This window comes from Streptomyces sp. NPDC057694 (assembly GCF_042799415.1).
Classification (GTDB): domain Bacteria; phylum Actinomycetota; class Actinomycetes; order Streptomycetales; family Streptomycetaceae; genus Streptomyces.
In genome coordinates this window covers 27302-47307 of record NZ_JBHVIX010000039.1, presented here as the reverse complement: position 1 = coordinate 47307, position 20006 = coordinate 27302, and the positions used below count along the sequence as shown (strand labels likewise).

Here is a 20006-nt window from a genome sequence, read left to right as displayed (position 1 = left end):
CGTGTGCGACCCGATCCCCGCTATCGGGGAGGCGGGGAAGACGGGTACCGCGAACCTGGACGGGCCGTAAGCCGCTCAGGCCATCTGCGCCAGCCCCTGGCAGACGTCACGCGTCACGCTGTGCCTTGATCTCCCGCACTGCGTTGGCCAGTTCCTCACGCCGTTCGTCGTCTTCACGGATGATGCGCCCCACATCCGTGTCGGAGATCTTCAGGGCGCGTGCGGCTCGAGTCTTCCCGCCACAAGCTGCCCTGGCCAGGTTCCGTGCATGCGGGCCCACTCTCCTCCTCCTTTCTCCAAGAAGCTGCAACCCCTGGCGTACGAGAGCAGGCGCACGGAACGGTCACATTTGACACACGGCACGGGCCGCCCACGGGTAAGGAGGGGGCACCGGGGCTACCGAGCATGGGAAGGTGATGAAAGATCAGTTGTTGCTCGACTGGGGAGATGTGGCTGACGTGGCTGAGGGGGCGGACGCGGTTCCGAAGCTGACACGGACGCACCGGATACTCGCGGGCGTGGTCATCGCGGGCGCGGTGGTGATCGCGGGCATCGGTTTCGCCGGTTCCTACGCGGCCGTGCGCGAGCTGGCGATCGAGAAGGGCTTCGGGAACTTCTCCTATGTCTTCCCGATCGGCATCGACGCGGGCATCTGTGTGCTGCTCGCGCTGGACCTGCTGCTGACCTGGATCCGGATTCCGTTCCCGCTCCTGCGCCAGACGGCGTGGCTGCTGACGGCGGCGACGATCGCGTTCAACGGTGCGGCGGCCTGGCCGGATCCGCTGGGCACCGGTATGCACGCCGTCATCCCGATCCTGTTCGTGGTGTCGGTGGAGGCGGCCCGGCACGCGATCGGCCGGATCGCGGACATTACCGCCGACAAGCACATGGAGGGCGTGCGGATCACGCGCTGGCTGCTGTCGCCGCTGCCCACGTTTCTGCTGTGGCGGCGGATGAAGCTGTGGGAGCTGCGTTCGTACGAGGCCGTGATCAAGCTGGAGCAGGAGCGGCTGGTGTACCAGGCGCGGCTGCGTTCCCGGTACGGGCGGGCGTGGCGGCGCAAGGCTCCGGTGGAGTCGCTGATGCCGCTGCGGCTGGCGCGGTACGGGGTGCCGCTGGCGGAGACCGCTCCCGCGGGGCTCGCGGCGGCTGGAGTTGAACTTCCTGCCGATCAGAAACTCTTCACAGCCGATTTCCGCGCGTCCAGTGAGCTCGGCGAGCGCGCCACGAGTCAGGAGCGCGCCCTCGAGCCGGCCAAGACCGGACCGGAGACTGCTCTGGAGGCCGCAGCGGCAAGCGAAGCGGCGGCAAAGGTGCCGAGCCCGTGGTTCGCCGAGCCGCGGGTGGAGGGGGGTTACGACCCGGCATTCGAAGCCGGTACGGGGCGACCGGACGAGCGGACGTCGGAGCGGATGCCGATGGAAGCAGGGCAGCAGGCCGGGGAGGCTGCTGCTCTACCCGAAGGCTCGGCGGGGGAGTCGGACGAGGAGTGGGCCGCCTTCTATCGGGCGGCAGCAGAGCGGTTCGAGGGTGACTGGGGGCACGCTCCGGACGCCGGTGAGCTGTCGCAGTACTTGTTGGAGCAGTACGAGGTTGGCGACCAGTGGGGCCGTCCGCTGGCTCCCGAGTTCATTGCCGCGTACGCCTCGCAGATGCTGAGCCCCACGCAGGCCTCCGCTGCTGATGGGCTGACACCGCCAGCCCCTCGCGAACCGGTGGGCGAGCAACCGGTCGTGGCAGCGCATCGAGTCGATGAAGCCGCACGCATGAGTGTGCAAGCCCTGGTCCCCACGGGGGGAGTCGCGGACGAACCGGACGGTCCGGAGGCTGCTCAGGTTCCGGTGCCGGTCGAGAGCGAGACGTTGTCGGGCATCGACCGGGTGGAATTTCACTACCGAGAGTTGCCGCCCGAGACGCAGGCTAAGTCAGCGAACTCCCTGGCTCCCGAGCTCGCCGCCCTGTGCGGCTACGCCGAAGGAACGGTACGCAAGTACATCGGCGAGCTCCGACGCCGCTCCGCCGCGCAGGGTGAGACCTGACGTTCCACCGGTGGAATCGCCCGGCAGCTACGGCAGAGCATGCACCAGTCGGCAGGTGGAATGAGCAACCCCCGTGGCCCTCATGGCGTTCCACGGCTGTCGGTCCACGCGTCTCACGCCGCTTCAGAGTGGTGCGGCACAGCGTCCGATTTCCGGCGCTCCGTGGCGGTCGGCCAGGGGTGGAACGAGTTGACCTGGGATTTTCCAGCCCGGGTCACTGTTTGGGGTATACCCCGCAGATCGTCTGCACCCGCCTTCAAGGTCGCCGCGAAGCTAGGCTGGCGAGGCCGACACCGCGCCTCCGTTCGCGTTCCACGTCCGCGCAGTCCGGGTGGAACGCGGCAGTTGCCTCATCACCGCCGGAGCAGGCGAGGGTGGAATTTTCCATGGGGCGAGCACGGCGCGACGCCCACGCACCTCTCCTGAGGGCCGCTCCCCCTGGCTGTTGGTGGAACGAAGTGGCCACCACGTTCCAAGTGGCACTGCCCAGAGGAACTCGCAGCCGTCTTCATAGCACTGGGTGACGGCCCGCAGTACGGCGGAGCGACCGTGCTAGAACGAGAGCGGGTCGGAACCTGTGGGCAAGGAGGGGCGGGCACGATGTTGTTGGTGGGGGCGTTGACCGCCGCAGCCGCGTGGGGCGCCGGGACTGGGCTGCTGATCCCGCGCTTTGCCCACCGACTGTCCGTCCCTCAAGGACAGCCCTGGCGCAGCGACTGTTCTCATGGCCGGCCCCTGAAGCCGGGCGTCACCAGTTGGGTGGGCCTGTCGCGTTGCTGCCCTGACGCCGCCGCTTTCGGCCGCCGCGCAGTGCTGACCGCCGCGGTGGTGACAGCGGTGTGCGCAGCGCTGGCTGCGACGACCGGCTGGCGGCCCGAGCTCGCGGTGTGGCTGCTCCTCGCCCCCGCCGGCACGTTGCTCGCCGCGGTGGACCTCTCGGTGAATCGCCTACCCCACGCGCTGACGGTTCCCACGGCCGCGGCGAGTTGGGTACTGCTGGGCGTGGCTGCGGCCCTGCCCGCTCACGCGGGCTCGTGGCCCCGGGCCGCCGCAGGGGGCCTCACGCTGAGCGGGATGCTGTTCGTGCTGTGTCTGATCAGCCCCGCGGCGATGGGGTTCGGCGACGTGCTGCTCGCCCTGACCGTGGGTGCGGTGCTCGGCTGGTACGGGTGGCACGTTCTCTTCGCGGGCACGTTCGTCGCGTTCGCGCTGGCCGCGGTGTTCGGGCTGCTGCGCCGGATAAGAGCGGCACCGGAGCGCGCGCTGGTCCCGCTCGGGCCGTTCCTTCTTGTTGGGGCGCTCGCCGGGGTACTGGCGGCTGGGTAAGGGAGCGGCCCGGCCACCGGGAAGTGTGGCCGGGCCGATTCCTTGCTGTCAGCGGCGCACGGCGTCCAGGCGCCGGATGACTGCTTCGGTCTCGGTCTCCATGGTGAGATCTGCATCGAGGAGGTACTGCGTCAGCTGCTGGATGGCCTGCTCCAGTTCATCGTGGGCTCCGAGTGCGGCCAAGGCTTCGAAGCGGTGACGCCAGAGAACTTCGCGTTCGCGGCCGGCGTCCAGGCCGCGGCCCGCGGCCCACAGAGCACTCCGTGGGTCTCGGGATTTTAGGCAGCGGGTGGCGAGGTCGTCGGCCGCGTCCGCTACTGCCGAGATCATCTCCTCGGTCAAGATCTGTGCCCAGGCGTAGCGGCGTGGCGGGATCCCGGTGAAGGGGCGGCCCTTCACCAACGCGAGTGCGTCTCGCAGCAGACGGACTGCTCCCTCATCATCGGCGTGGGCGGCCCGGCCGGCCAGGTCCTGGAATTGCCACCAGTCGCAGCCGACACCGATCAGACGGTGCCGGCGGTCGGGCTGTTCGTTGAGTTTGGGGTAGTGCTCGTCGCCGAGCCAGCGCCGTACCTCGCGTACGCGCGCGTTCCTCGTGTTGTTCTCCACGCGGCCGCCACCGGCTGCGATGACCTCGTCGAGCTCGTGGCGGGTGGCACCGTTCGGGCGCAGAGCGAGCCAGGTGATCAGTTCCGTGGCGACGGTGCGCCGGTTGGAGTCGATGTGTCCGCCGGCGCCGGCAATGTCGACGGGGCCGAGGACCCGGACCATCGGTGTGCTCGTGTGCCCGTCGGCCCCAGCGGATGAGGAATCGGCGTCCACGCTGGCTGCAGCAGGAACGGCAGCAGATTCCCGGACTGGGCCAGGAGGCGCAGGAGGTGGGGGAGTGGGTTCGGGGTCGCGCAGGCGGGCGCTGACCCGGGACGTGACGGGTGTGGTGGCGGGCAGGACGATCCGGCTGGGCGAAGTGGCGTCAGCCTGGGGATTGGCCGGAGCGGGCACTTCGATGGGCGGTGCGGGCTGCGGGGCTGCCTGCTCGGCCGCGTTGGCGTTGGCGGGCGGAGTGTCGTCCAGGTCGGCGAGACGGGACAGCAGGCTGCCTGTCTGGCCGGTGGCTGCTGTGTCGGTTGCTGGTCGTGGAGGTTCAGCACTGACTGGCACCTCGGTCTTGGACAGCGCCACCGGCGCCTGTGTCGCTTCCAGGTCGGGGGCGACGTCAGTTTCGGAGAGGGAGGTCAGCACGGTCTCGATGACGTCGGCGTACTCCTCGTTGGAGAACGCCACCAGGCGGCAGGCCAGGTCGGTGCCGGGCACGGCATGGATGTCGGCGTCGGTGTCGAGGACCCACACCGTCCCCGCCTGACCGGCCGGTGCCTGCCCGCTGGTGATGATGGCGGTGGCGGTGCGGGGCTCCTGCTCCAAGGCCTGGGTGAGCAGTTCGGCCGACTCCGGGTCGGGGCAGGTGTCCAGGTCGGCCAGGACCACCATCGGCCAGAGCTCATCGAGGGCGTCCGCGGCCCGCGCGGCATGAAGGTCGGTGCTGGCGCTGCCGGACAGGGCGGCATGCTGCCGTTGGTGATGGGCGCGGACGACATCGGCCGCATCCGCCAGCGTCGGGTAGGGGGTGACCCGCGGGTCGACGATGGACAACCCGGGTGCGCTGTCCTCTCCGGCGACAGCGATCTCCAGGTCCGAGCTGAGCGGTGACACCGCCAGCGAGGTGCCCAGCGCGCGCAGGACCGGCAGCCGCAGCGCGCCGGTGAGGTGTACGGCGCCGAATTGTTCCAGGTCTACCAGGAGCAGTGCCTCGCCGGTGTCGTCGCCGAGTGCGACCAGCGCCGGATAGGGGGCGTCCATCTGGCCCCGCAGCTCGGCGTCCAGCAGATCGCTGGTATCGACCGGGCACCACCACACCCGCGGCGAGTCCGCTGTCGCGTTGAACGGGGTCAGGGGAGCGGGCAGTTCGTCATCGCCGTTGGCTAGGTGCAGCAGGGCACCCTCGGCGCCCAGCTGGATGGCGGCCAGGACAGGCAGCGGCTGTCCGGCCTCGGCGCAGTGGTGGGCGAGGGTGCGCAGGGCTGTGTCCAGGAAGCCGATTTCCTCGATGGCGTCCTCGCAGCGCAGAGCGTGCTCGGTGCTGGCGGCACGCCCCTGCGGCATCGGAATGCGGCGCCCCCGCCGGCGACGGCGCTGCTGCACGGTGCGCCGTCGACGCAGCATGACCAGCACACCGGCGGCGATGAAGCCGGCCGCGCCCAGGGCGCCCACCATGGCGGCCGGACTCGACTCCGCCTCTCCCACGGTCTCGGCAGGGCCAGCCGTTTCGTCGCCGGCCCTGGGTGCGGTCGACTGCTGTGCCGGCGTGGACGTCTGCGGCGCCGAGGGCGTGGTGGTGCTTTTCCCGCTCGGGTCGTGTGTCGGAGCGGCCTGTGTCGGAACACCGATGCCTGCGTCGTCCTGGTCCGCTTCGTCGGACGGGGTCTCGCGGTCGGGCGCGCTGTCGCTGACGGACGGAGAGGAGCTCTCCTGTTCTGGAGTGCCCGCCTCACCGTCGCTGGCCGACGGGGTCTCGGACGGTGCAGGACTGCTCCCTGCGTCGCCTTGAGGAGAAGTGGGCGGTTTGGGGCTGCTGGGTTCCTGCGTGCGTGGCGGTGCCGGGGCGTCGGTGGCCTGGTCCGGGATGGACAACTGCTCGCCGGGATAGATCAGATCAGGGTCCTCGATGACGTCCTGGTTCGCTTCGGCGATCTTCGGATACAGCGTCGGATCGCCGAGTTCCTCCTCCGCGATGGACCACAGGCTGTCGCCCGGCTTCACCCGCATCTGGTGGGAGTTGCCGTTGTCGTGCGCGGTCTGCGGAGCGAAGCCGGCCTGGGCCTGTACGGCGTTCGACGTGACCGGCGCCGTGGAGGTGGCGGGGGCGTGCAGCTGGGTGCCTGCCGGGATGACGCCGTCGGCGGGGGTCAGCTGGGCATTGAGGCGCTGCAACTGTTCGAAGTGGGTGCCGTCGCCGAGTAGTTGTTCCGCCAGCTCCCACCAGGTGGCGTCCTCGGCAACCGTGACGCGTCGGGAGTTCGGTCCTGGAGCGGCGATATCTGTCGAGGCGCGCGACGCCACACCGGTGCCGGTGTCGGTGCCGGCTGTCTGGCCGGGCACGGAGTGGGCGGTGATCGGGGTCGCTGCCGCTGCCGGGGTGGCGGCGCTGGCGGCCGCGGGGGAGGCCAGGATGATGCTGCCCAGCAGGAACCCGGCCAGCTTCTGGCCGGTGGCCATGCCGGGTAGGCGCGGTGTGGTGCGGCGGGCCAGGACCGCGACCGTCTCCACCAGGACGGGCACGGTCAGCCACAGCCACAGCACCCAGGCGATGAGGGTCATGGCGGACATCAGGCCGGTGCCGTCGTCATCGTGGAGGGTGAGCGCGTCCTGCCAGGAGCCGATATCGGGCATCGAGCTGGGCAGGGTGCCGATGTTCAGCAGCAGGATGGGCACGCCCACGACGAGCAGGGCGAGGATGGTAAGCGCGAACAGGCCGCGGGCCAGGGCCCGCGGCCATGAGGTCGCACGGCGAGTCGTGGGCGGCATCGGGGTCAGCCTCCTGGAGCGTGAAGCAAGGTGGCGCTGCCGTGACCGGTGAATGTCCACGAGGTCACGCCGAACAGGGACAAGACATAGGGGCGAAAGCGGGTCTGGGCGGTGACGTCGAGGCTCTGCCCGTCCGTAGAGGTGGTCACGGTGCCTTCGGCCCGCTGGGCTGTGAGGTAGCCCTGCGCGGCGGCGGTGGCCGCATCGGGGTCGATGACGATCGCCTCACCCGTGATCGCCTCACCGGCGTCGACACGCTGCGCGCCGGTACGCGCTGCAGACTGCGCGAGGTAGGTGGCATCGGAGCGGGCGTTGAGCGCCATCCCCAGGTCGACGACCATGCCGATGACCAGGAGACCGATCAGGATGACACCCGCGTAGAACAGCTCCAGGCCGCCACGGTCCCCGCGCACGAGGGTCTGTCGCGCTGCCCACCATGCACGCACTCGGCTCTTCACGCGCCCTCACCCCCACCCTCGCCGGTAGAGGACGGCCACCCGGGCCCCGTCTGATCGGGGTGGGCCTGGCTGCGCACCGACCAGGAGTCGACCGGCGCGGACTGGGTGCTGGTCAACGTCTTGGATCCGCCGATGCCCGGGATGGCGAGCTCACTGAGCGGAGCCGTGCAGGACACGGTCGCCGAGACCTGCCCGAACTCGCCGACGCCTTGGGCCAGTGCGCCGGCATCCACGCGCACGCTGATCTGCACACAGTGGATGCCGGAGTTGGCCAGGCTGGTCTGCGCGGCTTCCTGCGCCTGCGCCTGACCACTGCCCGGATCGGTGGCCAGGGAGGCCTCACGTGCCGCGGCGCGCGCGGCATCGTTCGCGGCGCCCTCGGCGAGCGCCACACGACCGACGCCGATCATCAGCCCGAACAGCATCAAGATGACCGGCACGATGATGACGGTCGTCAGCGCTGCCCCGCCCCGGTCGCCCCGCAGCCGGCCCGGCCCGCGCAGCAGGAGCCGCTGTTGCGGCAACAGGCGCTTCACGGCCGGAATTTCTCGACAGGTGCCTGCACGGTCTGCGAGACATGGACCGTCCATCCCGGCACCAGCATGATCACATCGCCCTCCACCTGGACGCTCACCCTGTCTGCTCCTGCACTGACGTGGATCTGGGAGTTGTTGAGCGAGCCGCCCATGTCCGCAAGGAAGTCGCGGCCGGCCTGCTGGCCCGCGCCAGCAGGCGCGTTGTACAGGCGCTGTGCGTCCAGAGCCTGCTGAGCGGCGTGATGGGCCACGGAGCGGCCGTGGAACCAGATGCCGCCCTGGATCAGGGTGAACAGCATCAGGAACGCCAACGGCATGATCATCGACAGTTCCAGGGCCAGGGCTCCCCGGTCGCTGCGCACGCGGGCAGACAGCCGGGTGCGCCACCCGGGGCGGAGACGGTGGGTCATCGCGGCGCCTCAGAATCCGAGGATCTGAGCAGCTTTCTCGGTGATCTTGGTGTTGGCGGCGGTGTACACCAGGCCGACCAGGGTGGCGCCGCCGACCAGGACCAGCGCCCATTCCATGGCGCCGCCGGTGTCGTTGGAGCGGATCAGGCGAATGCGCCAGCGCAGTGCGTCGGCGGCGCGGGTGAGGTGGTGCTGCAGGGACTGCACGAAATCCTCCAGGAATGGTGACGGCGGGGAAGCCTGACGGCGCTAGCGGTTCAGAAGTTCATGACGCGGATCAGTTGGGGTGCCAGCAGGAAGAGCGCCATAAGGAAGACGATGGCGAGGGCGGGCATGCGCATGTTCTCGGTGGCTTCTCCGGCCTGCTTCTTCCGCTCGGCGAACAACGTCTCGCGGGTGCGGACGGCCTGAGCGCGCAACTGCTCGTAGACGGCGGCTTGTTCCTCACCGGCCAGCCCAAGCGAGGCGCCGATGCGCGTCAGGGCGGGCACACCGAGTTCGTCACCCAGGCGGGTGAGGGCCTCCCAGGGACTGATTCCGGACAGTGCCGCATGTTCGACCGCGTCACGCACCCGCACCGCAGCTGGCCCGTCACCGGACTTCAAGGCACGGTCCAGGGCCTCGGGGGCGCCGGCATCCGAATTGCGGGCCAGCGCAACCCGCTCGAGCAAGGACGCCGTGTAGTAGCTGTACTCCAGCCGCCTCTCGCGCGCCTTGTCCCGATAGTCCTTGAGGCGCTGCAGAGCGAGGAAGACGGCGAAGCCGAGCCCGAGCGCGAGCGGCACGATCACCGGCACAGACATGCCGCCGAGCGTGACCAGGAAGACCAGCCACTGCGCGCCGACGAACCCGATCAGCGCATACAGCACGCACTGCCCGAGCAGATGCGCCGGCGAGATCTCCAAAACGGCCAAGTCCTGGGCGGGCAGCCGGTCCGCCACCGTGGTGGTCGACACCAGCTTGTGCCCCATCCGGTCGGTCCAGCCGGCCCGCCCGGCACCTGACGGCACGCCACCGGCCGGAGCTCGACCGAGCACTACATCGAGCGGCAGACGCTTGGGCAGGAACGCACGGACCGCGAGCGCGCCCGACAGGGCGATCAGGGCGCCGAGCAGCATGCCGGGCAACGACAGGGTCACGGCTGAACCTCCGGTGTCCGGCGTTCCTTGGCGGCCAGCAGGGTGCGCGGTTCGGGTTTCATCGCGGCGACCTTGCGCATCCACCACAGCAGCAGCACGAACAGCGCGCCCATCCCCAGCAGGGCCAGCTGCCCGAGCGCGTTCGCCAGCGGCGCCCAGTAGGCGCCGTTGACCAGGACGAAAGCGACGACCGCGAGGACGAACAGGGACACCTTGCGGGTCTCGGCGCGGGCATCGGCGCGACGGGCGTCGATGTCCTCCACCTCCGCGGCCTGCCGGCGCACCAGAGCGGCCTGGGCGGACAGCGCCTCCGACAGGCCGGCGCCGCGAGAGATCACGTGGTCCATGAACAACTGGGCGATGTCGTCGCCGATCCTCGAATCGAGGTCGTCGGCGAACAGCCGGTAGGCGTGCCGGGCCGGCATCCCGGACGCCAGACGCTCGCACAGCACGGCAACGGGCCGGTGCAGCAGGGCGGGCACGTGCGTCAGCGTCACGATCGCCGTCTCCAGGCTCTTGCCGCTGCTGCGCACGCTGGCCAGCTGACCCAGCCATTCCGCGAGCGCTTCCAGGCGCGCCACCTCCAGGCGCTCGGAGCCGCCGGGGTAGAGCACGAACGGCAGGCCGGCGATCGCGGCCGCGGCGAGCAGCGCCTGCACCGGCCAGCCGGTGAGCACCCACATGATGACGCCGACCACCGCCGCCGCCACGAGCAGCAGCCGGTAGTTGTCTCGCCACACGGCCGGCAGTTCACCGACCGCCTGCCGGGCCTTGTCCCTCAGGGCCGGCGTGCCGCGCCGACGCGTGGAGCCTGGTGTCCAGCCGCGCCACCAGGCCACCAGCCCGGCCAGCCCCAGCACCACCAACAAACCGGCGACCATGCCGATGGCGGACAGGTAGGAACTGCTCATGAGGCCACCGTCCCGTCGCCGACCAGCGTCAACGCCGCCCAGGTGCCGCGCGGTCGCTGCGCCCGCCAGTTGGTGGGAAAGCCGTTGCGGGCCAGTCTTTTGGCCCGCCGGGAGTTCATGGCCGAGGTCGTCGGCACGGCGCGTTCCTCGCCGATGTCCTCGTTCGGCTGGAACAGGTGATTGAGCGAGACCGCGCCGCGCTCGCTGATGCCCGCGGTCTCCCACACATGGGTGACGAACCGGTGCTCGCTGCCGCCCAGGTCAATCTCGTCGATCCGGTCCACGTACACGATCAGGTCGACTGCGGCCGCGATGAGCCGGTAGGCCGCACTGTCGTTCAGCCCGGCCTCGGTGAGCGGCACCATCAACCGGTCGATGACGGACTCGGGATCTTTGGCGTGCAGGGTGCACATCGACCCGGCGCCGCCCATCATCATCGCCTTGAGCATCGCCACGGCCTCCGTGCCGCGCACTTCACCGACCATCACGCGGCTGGCGCGGTAGCGCATCGAGGTGTCCACCAGCTCGCCGAGGGTCACCTTGCCGGAGGCGTCCCTCTCGCCGTTGCCCTCACGGGAGCGGAACGCGATCGTGTGCGCGTGCTCGCCGTACGGGTCATAATTCAGCCGGAGTTCGGGCTCACCCTCGAGTGTGGCGAGCCGCTCCTTGACGGGCACCTCACGTCCCAGCGCCCGCATCAGCGTGGTCTTGCCCGTCGCCATGTCACCGGCGATCACGATCGACAGTCCTGCTCGCACCGCGGCACGCAGGAAGGCCTGCAGCAGGGTGTCGATCGAGCCCCACGTCACCAGGTCGTCCAGGCCGGCCTTCTCCAGCAGATGCCGCCGAATGGAGATGACCAGGTTCGGTTCGGTCAGCAGCGTCGCCGCGACCCGGGATCCGTCCGGCAGGTCGAAGTCGACCTTGCCGGTGGAGTAGGAGAGCAGCCGCTCGCCGTGCCCGGACATGGCGGCCATCTGGTTGACCCATTCCAGGGCCTGCTCATCGGCAGTGAACGGTGAGCGCATCCGCTGCCGTCCCTGCCCCTGGACGTCGATGAACATCCACGGACCGTCGATCAGGATGTCCTCAACTCCGGGCCGCTCGAGGACCTGCTGGAGGCTGCCGGCGAGGAAGAACCGATTGAACAGTTCGCCGCGCAGCACACTGATCTGTTCTCCGGTCAGGGGCGTGTGCTCGATCGACCATTCCTGGGCCCATTCGGCGACGCGCACCCGGATCTGTGCGCGCACGACCTGCTCCAGGGCTGCCGCGTCGAGTGTCTCGCCCCTGGCCCGCCGCTCCTTCTTGATGGTGTCGACGTCGTTTGCCACCTGCTGGCGCAGGACACCGATGGTCTCGACCGGCACCGGCAGGACGTGCGGCAGGGACGCTGCCGCGTCCACGTCGGCCGGGCCTGCGGCGGAAGACTGCGCAGGAAGGGAGCTGTCCAGCCGCGTGGACTCGCCGGCCTGTCCTGGCCGGTGAGCGGTGGCTTGGGGGTCGGCCAGCAGGCTGCCCAGCAGTGTGGTGCTCGGCGACGTTGCGTTGACGGGGTGGCCGTTCTTACCTCGGCGTTCAGCCATGGGGCCTCTCCCGCTGGGCGAACTGCTGGACCATCCGCGCGGCGGCCGCTGGTGCCGGCGGGGCAGGTGCAGGGGGCGGCGGAGACGGGGCCAGCGGCGCAGCCGTCGGTAGCGGTGTGTTGTCGGCAGGAGCGGGTGGTGGGGGCGTCGTGGGTGCGGCAGGAGCTGTGATGCCGCCCCGCATCTGCAGATGCAGACGTCGCTGATCGGCGTGCTGGCGCAGCGGATCGAGGACCTGGCCGGCCGCCCGGATCAGACGCGAACCGCGGCCCAGCGCGCGGGGCATCCGGCCGCCGCGTTCGATCCAGGCTGCTGACGCCTCGTCCCACGGCAGTTGCCCCATGACCGGCGTCTCCAGATTGCGCTGGACGTCATCGACCCTGAAGTCCGAGCCCAGCAGCAGCAGGCCGAGCGGCCGCGTCCCTGATCCGTGCTGGGTCAGATCGGTGTGCAGCGCCTGGACGACGGGGTCGGCCAGTGCGAGCGAGGCCTCCGTCGTGCGTGCCACCACCAGGACGACGTCCGCGGCCCGCAATACCGCCGCGGGGGAGAGGACCGGGTGCAGCCGGCCGCCATCGAGGACGACGCGGCCCGCGTCCACGATCACGTCCCACCGCTTGTCCGGGTTCGCATCAGAACGGCGCAGTACCTGCAGCAGCGCGGGCCACGTTGATGTCAGGGACGCCGCCTGCCGCGGATCCAACAGCCCGGGCAGCGCGACCCGGTTGTCGGTGTCGTCCATCGGCCAAAAATGCTGGGCGACGGCCGGCCCGAAGTCCACCTCTTCCCCGGCGCGTGCCAGGTCAGCTTGCGGGAGGCGGTGCAGTCCGATATGACGATCGAGGCGCTCGCGGTGCGCTCCGCGGGGCACGTCGCGCAGCAGGCCGTGCCGCAAACTGCCGCCCGCCAGGTCCAGTTCGGCCAGCAGGACGGGGCGTCGGCTGCCCAGTGCCATGGCGGCGGCCGATGTCGTGACGCCGTCCGACTTGGCCGACACCAGCGCGATCAGTGGCATCAGTGGTCCTTGCCGGCGAGCGGCTGGCGCACCAGGGCCAAGCGTTTGGCGGCTGCCATCGCTGACAGTCGTGGCCCTTCGGCCGGATCGACGTTCAAATTGACCAGGAACGTGCCGGTCGCGTCTACCCGACCCACACTGTCGACGGTCGCCTCGACCTGTTCGGGATCATCAGAGACAGCGCCGTTCTTCCCGCCGGACGCCGCCGAGCCGTCAGCGCCCTGAGGCGAGTCGAGAATCACCGCCAGGACCTTGTCGCCCTTGGCCAGGCTGCTGTTGCCCGGCGCGAAGCCCTTCTTCACCTCGACGCCGACCAGCTGCTGGTCGGCGCCCAGACCGCCGTCGCGGCGCAGCTGGGACTCGGTCAGCAGCGAGCCGTGACGCAGATCCACCGCCGCGCGCCGCCCGACAACGGAGGCACGTTGCGAGGACAGGACGGGGGACAGGCCCGGATCCTCGGCGAACGACACCGACTTCACGTCTGCATCGGTGATGGTCTGCCCGGCGGGGACGTCTCTGGCGACCGCCAGCACGTTCACCCGGTCACCGGCCCGGGCCACCACCACGGCGCCGATCATGGCGCCCAGCAGCGTCACCAGCGCCAGCGAAACCCCCACCGACCATTTCCGGCGCGAGTGCGGCTTCCTGGTACCACGGCTCGGCTCAAGGTCAGGCTGCCGCTGATCCGGCACCGGCGGCAGGTAAGCAGGCGTAGACGTTCCCATCCCAGTCGTGCCCTTCATCGTGCAGATCTCACTGATTGACGGCCTGCGACTCGACGATGGTCAACGCCACCTGCGAGTCGCGGACCTCGGTCAACTGGCCATTGGCGGCCAGCCCCGTGGCCTGCCAGTTGATGTTCCAGGTCGCTGTTGCCGTGACGGCGAACGTGCCGCCGGCCGCGTCCGTGGACGACGTCCGGTAGATGTGACCGCAGTCGGGGGAGCGCTTCATGCCGTAGGACTTGTGGTACACCGACCCGGGGCCGTTGCACGTCACGCTTGTGCCGTCACCCATGGACCACACGATCTTCGAGACCTTGGCGGTGGCGGTCACCGTCACGCCCCCGGCCGATGCACTCGCGGTATTGGGTCCGAAGGTGGTCGCAGACGGTTCCACCGCCATCCACACGGGCATGCCCACCAGGCCTCTGCCGCCAGGCTTAGGGTTGATGTCGATGTCCGGGCCGTCGAGCTTCATCGAGTCGACGGCCTGCTGCGCCAGCTGCGCCGGGTCAACACCGTCGTCCGGAGGGTCGGCTGCCCACACCATGCGCACCACGGTGTTGAGCGACCCGTCGAAGCTGCAGGTCTGTTCGTAGACGGCGCCGTCTGTGGGCTTGTGCCCCTCCCAGTCCAGGCTGTCTGCCGGAGGCTGGGGATCGGCCTTCTTGTAGGTGCAGGTCCACCGGCTCTTCTTGCCGCTGGAGGACTTGGCGTCGGAGTCGGTAGCGGCATCGTGACCGCCCTGCGATCCCGGTGCGTCGACCTCGACCCGGCAAAACCGCGAGTTCGAGCTGCAGGCAGCTCCCGCATCCACTCCCGGCCCGTCGGCGTAGGCAGAACCAACTGCGCTGCTGAGGAGGAACATCCCCAGGCCCGCGGCAGCCGTGACGGTGTGTTGCCTCAGCACGGGGTGTCCTGCGGTTCGTCGCGGATGACGCGCCAGCCGTCCGACCACTTCTCGACGGTTGCCTTGATCGTGTACTTCGTGAGCCGGTTCGTCGGCAGAGGGAGCGTCTTGCGCGTGGTGGCGCTGCGTGCCTCCCAGCGTGAGATGTCCAGACAGCTGGAGACCACCACATGCGGAGTCTTGCGGTTGAGGTCCGTGGTCGTTGCCCGCGAGTTCACCGGAGTGACACTGCCGGTGTAGATGACGCCGTTCTTCCGCATCTGCTTGATGTCGTTCTCGGCCTGGGCGAGCGCTGCCGAAGCGGCGTACTTGCTCAGAGGCTTAGCGGTCCCCTTGGGGTCCGCGTAAATCTTCACGGTTTCCTGCCAGTAGGCCTCATACGTGGCCACCGCATCCTTCTTCGCCTGCTCCGTCGGGTCAACCGGAGTCGGCGAGGTGCTGCTGGTAGCTGGAGAGGGTGAGGCGGAGGTCTCCTTGGCGCTGCTGTCATCCGAACTGCAGGACGTCAGGGAAAGGACCGAACACCCCACAATCAACGCGCCCGTGAGCCGATTCCGGCCGTACAGTCGTTGATTCTTTGACTTTGACGCTGACGTCATCGCACATCCCCGTTCGTCCGGTGCATCATGCCGGTGACCTGTTATGCGTCGCACTGGGTGATGGTGCGGTTGTGCCACGCGGGGCACCTGAGGCCGTCTGCATATGCCACCGTACGCAATTTTCGGTCAACAACCCAGCCAGTAAAGGTAGTTCATAAAGCTGCGCCCCTGATATATGCCACCCTAAAGGGCACTTCGGGCCTTTCGGGCGCGATGTTCTTATAATCCGGCCAGTTCGCCGGGGGGGGGCGACTATGCGGGGTTTCCCTCTCCCGGCTCGCCGCCCCCGAACGCCGACCGGACGCTCATTCTGTTTTCGGCGCCGTGTGTGCACCGCCTTTCTTCTGCCGTATGGATATCTGAACAACACGTTGTACGGACTGAGTCGTTACGGCCTTCGCCGATACCCAACCGCTCACGCGCAGGTATCGCCGGCCGGGCCAAGGAACGCATCGGTTGAGGCCGGGGCGCCGGCTAGGGGCGTCACCACGGGTGCGAAGGGGCCCTTCGCCTGCAGGAGCTGAAGGGTGGTGACGCCGGCGGTGAGCTGCGCGACCCTCGGGTCGGCGGCCGCCAGTGCCCGCAGATCCTGGATGCGGTTGGCCAGGACACGATCACTGGCGCCGGCCAGGACGATGAGGAGCCGAGGGAAGGCGGGGTAGTGGTCGCGCCAGGCCTCCCGGCTACTGCGCCGCCCCCGCAGACCAGTGCTGGGAATGTAGGTCTGATAGCGGGCGTAGGCAGCGAGTTTGGCGGCCAGGCGCGAGGTCTGCATGGTGGCGCGGTCGACCTCAATGAAGTAGCTGAGCATGCGTCGGCGCCCGGTCTGACTGGTGTGGGTGTAGCGCAGGACGGCATCCGGGATCATGAACGCGTCGTCGAGGCCGCGACTTTCACCGTCGCGGATGCGGTGGGCGATCTCGGGCACCCAGTCTAGGGGCGAGCACTCATGGCCCAGGCGGCGGGCCCACTCGACGAACACGACGCCGGTGTCGACGACCATGAGGGTGTGATCCTGCAGCTGAGAGGCGGCGGTCTGCGGGGTGATGCGATAGCCGCGCTGGGGGATGGTCGGGTCATGAGCGACGGCGTCGGCGCCGTGGGCGGTGACATACCAGAGATGTTCGGCGCGGCCGCGCCGTGTACTGCGCCGGGTGGTGGCGTCGATGAGACCGTCGGCGCGCAGCTGGTTGAGCTGCTGGCGCAGGTAGACCGGCCGCCTGGCGTGCGGCGTAAACAGGCGGTGCAGCTGGCCGGTGGACACCAGGCGGTGCTGGTAGAGCACGGGCAGCAGATTCTGCGCCAGGCGGGACAGCCCGCGCGGGGGACGCGACGCAGGCACGGTCTCGGGGGGAGTAGTCAAAGCCATCAGGCCACCTCGCTCTCGCCGGCCGTCGGCCAGCATTCGTCATCAGAAGGGGAACAGGGGCCAACGGCGGCGCGCAGAGCAGCAGGCTCGGGCACGGCTGCGCGAGGGGTGGAGCGGCGCCCGAGCTCGGCGAGGATCCGCTCATCGAGGCCGGGCCGGCGCCCGTCGTCGCTGCCGTCGAGCTCCTGCAACACCGTGCGCAGGGGCCGGCGGCGCAGCGTCACGTCGACCGCCTTCTCCAGCTCTCCCAGCCGCTCGGGATGGTGGTAGTCAGCCAGGACCTGGTCGACGGGGACACCGGCGACCTGAAACGTGGCGGTGGGCTTGCCACCCAGGGTGGCGCGCACGGCGTAGTGCCATTTCGGCTGCTCGGTCAAGGTCAGCGCCTCAGCCCCGGGCAGTCGCTTGGCAAGGAACGTGGCCTCGTCGGTGTCGGCGGCCGCGGCGGTGAGCAGGGACTGGTTCTGCATGAGCGCCAGCCGGGTCTCTTCGGACAGCCGCATGGCCATCTGCGTCATCGCCATCAGCCGCACCTCGTACTTGCGCAGCTGCTCGAGGATCGCAGCGATATAGCCGCGGGCGGCTCCGTCGATGGCCTTGAGCTCGTCGGCGAACGCAAAGAGGGTGGCCAGCCGTTTCGGGTCGCTGCCTTCGCGAGAGTGGCCTGCGCGGAACAGGTCGAACAGCAGCAGACTGGTGATGATCTGGTCGCCGCTGCCGGTACCCGAGCAGCGCAGCAGCACGATCTGCCGCTCGTCCATCGCGCGCCGCACGTCATAGGTAGAGCGGGGCTGGCCGAGGAAAGCACGAAGCGAGGTCGACGTGGCGAGCTGCTCGATGGTCTGGGTGACCACAGGAACCGCTGATCCCTCGAACTTGGGAAACGTGGTGTGCCAGAACTGCTTCAGCTTGAAGGGCAGTTGGGTAAGCACGCCCTCGCGCCATTCCTCGTCGGAGAGCAACCGCGGGATGGTGAACAGCGTGGGCTGCAGATCGGGCCGTCCCCGTGCGCACATCTGATGGGCCAGGTGAGCGAGGACCTCGATGGCGTGCGAAAGGATCGCCCGGGCCCGGGGCGCGCCGTCGCCCCAGCCCTGCGCGGCCGCCAGGCCGGCCACCACGGACCCGATGACATCCTGGATCTCCTCGCTGGCCCGCCCTTCCATCGACAAGGGATTCCAGGCGGCGACCATCGCATCAGGCCGCTTCACGCTCAGATCGATCAGCTGCACCCGTCCGATCACCCGCGGATGTGTCAGATAGGGCAGGGCTCGCTTGATGGCAGCGCCGTGCGGGTCGAGGAACCAGGCGCCGAGACCGCCGTAGGCGAGGGTGATGGCCTGCAGCAGTGCCAGCTCGGACTTGCCGAAGCCGGACTTGCCGAAGGAGGCACCGAACAAGACGTCGGCCTGCGGCAAGCAGGCCAGCCGGGTGCGGCCGTCGGCTTCGGTGACCCGCCCGAGGGGCACCACGCCCGGCTGCCCCCTCCACGTCGGCAGAGAGCGGGGGGCCGGCGCGAGCGTGCGACCCGTGCGGGCAACGTTCTGGGCGGTGCAGTGCACGGTCGCCGGCCGCAGCAGCGCCGCCAGCTCTGCACCGGTGAGCCACTGACGGCAGGTTGGAGCAAACTCCCCGGACGCGAAGCGCCGGTCGAAGGAACGACGACGCCACCACACGCTGCTGTACGGCCGCCACCCCGTACGTCGCGGGCCAACCGGCCGCCACCAGTTCTCCCCGGACCAGGCATCCATCACCGCCATCACCTGATGCAGGCCGGCCTGCGCCCGCCCCGGATGCGCGCCGGTCACCCGCACCAACAGCTGCACAGCGAAAACCGTCGCATCCGCGCCGGGCAGGAACTTGCCCACCCCGTCAGCCAGATCCGTCTGCCGCGGCAACGGCCGTACTCCGCCACGCGAAGCACCCAAGGGCTTGCCGCCGTTGAGCCCGTCAACCAGAGCCGACCCCCACGAACCACGGCTGCCGCGCCTGGCCCCAAGGGGCTCACCGTAGGCGGACGGGCCACGCTGCCCGGCCCGGCGCATCAGGCGACGTCGCCACGCGGCCACCCGCCGGCTTGCCACCGGCACCACATCGACGACCAGCTCAGCCTGCTCCCCACTGTCCGCATCGATCTGCGCCACCGTGTCCGCGAGGACCTGCAGAGGGTCCGGATCCAACGCAGCCGGGGTGAGACGCCGGTGATCCGGCCGGGCCAGCACGAGCTCGGCCCGCGCTACATACCTGGCCTCCGGCCCGTCGGACGTCTGCACCGTGCTGTCCTTGGCCAACTGCACGGGAGCGACGGAATCGGGGCGAGACAGAGGGGGAGCGCCATGGAAAGTGATGCGTTCACCGCCGCGGCGGCGGGCCTGGCGGCCGCGCACCTGGACTCCCGGCAGCGAGATAAGCCGCAGCAGCGCGGCAGACGTAGCGGGCCCCTCCATACGCAGGACCAGCTGCCCGTGCTCGTCACTGCCGTGCCGCAGCCGAACTCCCCGCGCTCGGCGCGACGTCCATCCTGCGGTCTGCGAGGCCCGAGCGATCCGGGCTGCATGCGGAATCATGTCCGCGCTCGACGGGTCGAAAGCCTGGGACGGCACCAGCTCGACCACCGTCCGCTCCTTCAGTAGGCGAGTCGCCCGCACCCGCCACCCGGCCCACACCCCCACCGCCACCAGGACACTGATGCTGCCGATCCACTCCAGGCACCGCAGCGTGCCCCCCAGGTCCACAGCCCACGGGGAGAGATCACCAGGGACGACCTGTGACAGCACGGAGAAGACGACGTCGCCCATCAGCAGCCACGCTGCGAGAGACGAAACCGGGACGACCGCCGCCGCTCCTCGCACTCCGCGCGATGAATGAACAGGCGGTGCGCGACCACACGCCATCCCTGTCGCACGCCCAGCCCGCCGAGGAGCATCACCAGCAGCGGAATCCACGGCCAGCCACGGTGATCCGCGGCCGCTCGAGCCGCCGAACCTCCTATGAAGGGCAGGTTGTTGAGGTCGCCGCCCCACCACCAGCCGTAGACACAGCCCGCAGCAAAGACAGCGGCGGCAAGCCAGCCACAGCACTCCACCAGTACGACCACAGTGGCATCGCGCGGGGAAGGCGCATTCCGTGTCGCTCTCACCAGCACTCCCATTCAAGGCCGAGCGACCCGTCGCCGCCCTACTGCCCCCTAAGGAGTGCCAGCCGGCAAAACGTGACCGGGCAGAGGAAGATTCTTCTGCCCGCGAGGCCCGAGCTCTACAAAGCCCGCAACGTCGTCGAACGCTGCTTCAGCCGGCTCAAGCAGTTCCGCGCCTCGCGACACGGTTCGACAAACTCGCCGTCCGATACCGGGTCGGACTCCACCTCGTAGCGCTGGTCCTCTGGCTCCGCGAACCCGCCTGATG

Annotated in this window: 16 protein-coding genes and 1 pseudogene; 3 read left to right on the top strand and 14 right to left on the bottom strand. The window is 69.5% G+C overall.

Going from position 1 to position 20006, the window contains the following annotated elements; genetic code table 11:
- Positions 1-416 precede the first annotated feature (416 nt).
- Both ACFVDP_RS41715 and ACFVDP_RS41710 read left to right on the top strand, forming a co-directional pair.
- Positions 417-2039, top strand: a complete 1623-nt coding sequence (locus ACFVDP_RS41715) for a DUF2637 domain-containing protein (protein ID WP_383502433.1) — start codon at positions 417-419, stop codon at positions 2037-2039.
- A gap of 837 nt (positions 2040-2876) precedes the next feature.
- Positions 2877-3365 (top strand): prepilin peptidase, encoded by a 489-nt coding sequence (locus ACFVDP_RS41710; protein WP_383502390.1) that lies wholly within the window; start codon positions 2877-2879, stop codon positions 3363-3365.
- Between the two features lie 48 nt (positions 3366-3413).
- Here ACFVDP_RS41710 and ACFVDP_RS41705 read toward each other — a convergent pair whose 3' ends face one another.
- The 14 genes from ACFVDP_RS41705 to ACFVDP_RS41640 form a co-directional block, all read right to left on the bottom strand.
- On the bottom strand, positions 3414-6947 hold the full coding sequence (locus ACFVDP_RS41705) for a LysM peptidoglycan-binding domain-containing protein (RefSeq protein ID WP_383502387.1): 3534 nt from the start codon (positions 6945-6947) through the stop codon (positions 3414-3416).
- A gap of 5 nt (positions 6948-6952) precedes the next feature.
- A complete protein-coding gene (locus ACFVDP_RS41700) occupies positions 6953-7405 on the bottom strand; it encodes a pilus assembly protein TadG-related protein (RefSeq protein WP_383502384.1) in 453 nt (150 codons plus the stop codon).
- Positions 7402-7941 carry a TadE/TadG family type IV pilus assembly protein gene (locus tag ACFVDP_RS41695; RefSeq protein ID WP_383502381.1) on the bottom strand — a complete coding sequence of 180 codons (540 nt, stop codon included), beginning with the start codon at positions 7939-7941 and terminating at the stop codon, positions 7402-7404. Before ACFVDP_RS41695 ends, ACFVDP_RS41700 begins: the two co-directional genes overlap by 4 nt.
- Positions 7938-8351, bottom strand: a complete 414-nt coding sequence (locus ACFVDP_RS41690) for a TadE/TadG family type IV pilus assembly protein (RefSeq protein WP_383502378.1) — start codon at positions 8349-8351, stop codon at positions 7938-7940. The genes ACFVDP_RS41695 and ACFVDP_RS41690 overlap by 4 nt, the downstream gene beginning before the upstream one ends.
- Before the next feature lie 9 nt (positions 8352-8360).
- Entirely contained in the window at positions 8361-8558 is a 198-nt protein-coding gene (locus tag ACFVDP_RS41685; RefSeq protein WP_383502375.1) for a hypothetical protein, read from the bottom strand.
- 50 nt (positions 8559-8608) lie between these two features.
- The gene (locus tag ACFVDP_RS41680; protein ID WP_383502372.1) at positions 8609-9490 is read right to left on the bottom strand and encodes a hypothetical protein; all 882 of its coding nucleotides are present in this window, start codon (positions 9488-9490) and stop codon (positions 8609-8611) included.
- On the bottom strand, positions 9487-10401 hold the full coding sequence (locus ACFVDP_RS41675; RefSeq protein WP_383502369.1) for a type II secretion system F family protein: 915 nt from the start codon (positions 10399-10401) through the stop codon (positions 9487-9489). The genes ACFVDP_RS41680 and ACFVDP_RS41675 overlap by 4 nt, the downstream gene beginning before the upstream one ends.
- Positions 10398-11987 (bottom strand): CpaF family protein, encoded by a 1590-nt coding sequence (locus ACFVDP_RS41670; RefSeq protein ID WP_383502366.1) that lies wholly within the window; start codon positions 11985-11987, stop codon positions 10398-10400. The genes ACFVDP_RS41675 and ACFVDP_RS41670 overlap by 4 nt, the downstream gene beginning before the upstream one ends.
- A complete protein-coding gene (locus ACFVDP_RS41665; protein ID WP_383502363.1) occupies positions 11980-13002 on the bottom strand; it encodes a hypothetical protein in 1023 nt (340 codons plus the stop codon). Before ACFVDP_RS41665 ends, ACFVDP_RS41670 begins: the two co-directional genes overlap by 8 nt.
- Positions 13002-13598 (bottom strand): SAF domain-containing protein, encoded by a 597-nt coding sequence (locus ACFVDP_RS41660; RefSeq protein ID WP_383502360.1) that lies wholly within the window; start codon positions 13596-13598, stop codon positions 13002-13004. Before ACFVDP_RS41660 ends, ACFVDP_RS41665 begins: the two co-directional genes overlap by 1 nt.
- Positions 13599-13755: 157 nt before the next feature.
- Complete coding sequence (locus tag ACFVDP_RS41655) at positions 13756-14634, bottom strand: ATP/GTP-binding protein (protein WP_383502357.1); 879 nt, start codon at positions 14632-14634, stop codon at positions 13756-13758.
- Entirely contained in the window at positions 14628-15023 is a 396-nt protein-coding gene (locus ACFVDP_RS41650) for a secreted protein/lipoprotein (protein WP_383502354.1), read from the bottom strand. The genes ACFVDP_RS41655 and ACFVDP_RS41650 overlap by 7 nt, the downstream gene beginning before the upstream one ends.
- A 625-nt stretch (positions 15024-15648) precedes the next feature.
- Positions 15649-16518 (bottom strand): replication-relaxation family protein, encoded by an 870-nt coding sequence (locus tag ACFVDP_RS41645; protein WP_383502351.1) that lies wholly within the window; start codon positions 16516-16518, stop codon positions 15649-15651.
- 83 nt (positions 16519-16601) lie between these two features.
- On the bottom strand, positions 16602-19400 hold the full coding sequence (locus tag ACFVDP_RS41640; protein ID WP_383502348.1) for a hypothetical protein: 2799 nt from the start codon (positions 19398-19400) through the stop codon (positions 16602-16604).
- Between the two features lie 452 nt (positions 19401-19852).
- Here ACFVDP_RS41640 and ACFVDP_RS41635 point away from each other — a divergent pair.
- Positions 19853-20004, top strand: a pseudogene (locus ACFVDP_RS41635) (IS5/IS1182 family transposase); the annotation flags it as partial.
- Positions 20005-20006 lie beyond the last annotated feature (2 nt).

Coding starts and splice junctions, on each gene's coding strand:
- ACFVDP_RS41705 (WP_383502387.1), bottom strand. CDS start 6,947: ATGCCGCCCACGACTCGCCGTGCGACCTCATGGCCGCGGGCCCTGGCC.
- ACFVDP_RS41715 (WP_383502433.1), top strand. CDS start 417: ATGAAAGATCAGTTGTTGCTCGACTGGGGAGATGTGGCTGACGTGGCT.
- ACFVDP_RS41665 (WP_383502363.1), bottom strand. CDS start 13,002: ATGCCACTGATCGCGCTGGTGTCGGCCAAGTCGGACGGCGTCACGACA.
- ACFVDP_RS41690 (WP_383502378.1), bottom strand. CDS start 8,351: ATGACCCACCGTCTCCGCCCCGGGTGGCGCACCCGGCTGTCTGCCCGC.
- ACFVDP_RS41670 (WP_383502366.1), bottom strand. CDS start 11,987: ATGGCTGAACGCCGAGGTAAGAACGGCCACCCCGTCAACGCAACGTCG.
- ACFVDP_RS41675 (WP_383502369.1), bottom strand. CDS start 10,401: ATGAGCAGTTCCTACCTGTCCGCCATCGGCATGGTCGCCGGTTTGTTG.
- ACFVDP_RS41640 (WP_383502348.1), bottom strand. CDS start 19,400: ATGGGCGACGTCGTCTTCTCCGTGCTGTCACAGGTCGTCCCTGGTGAT.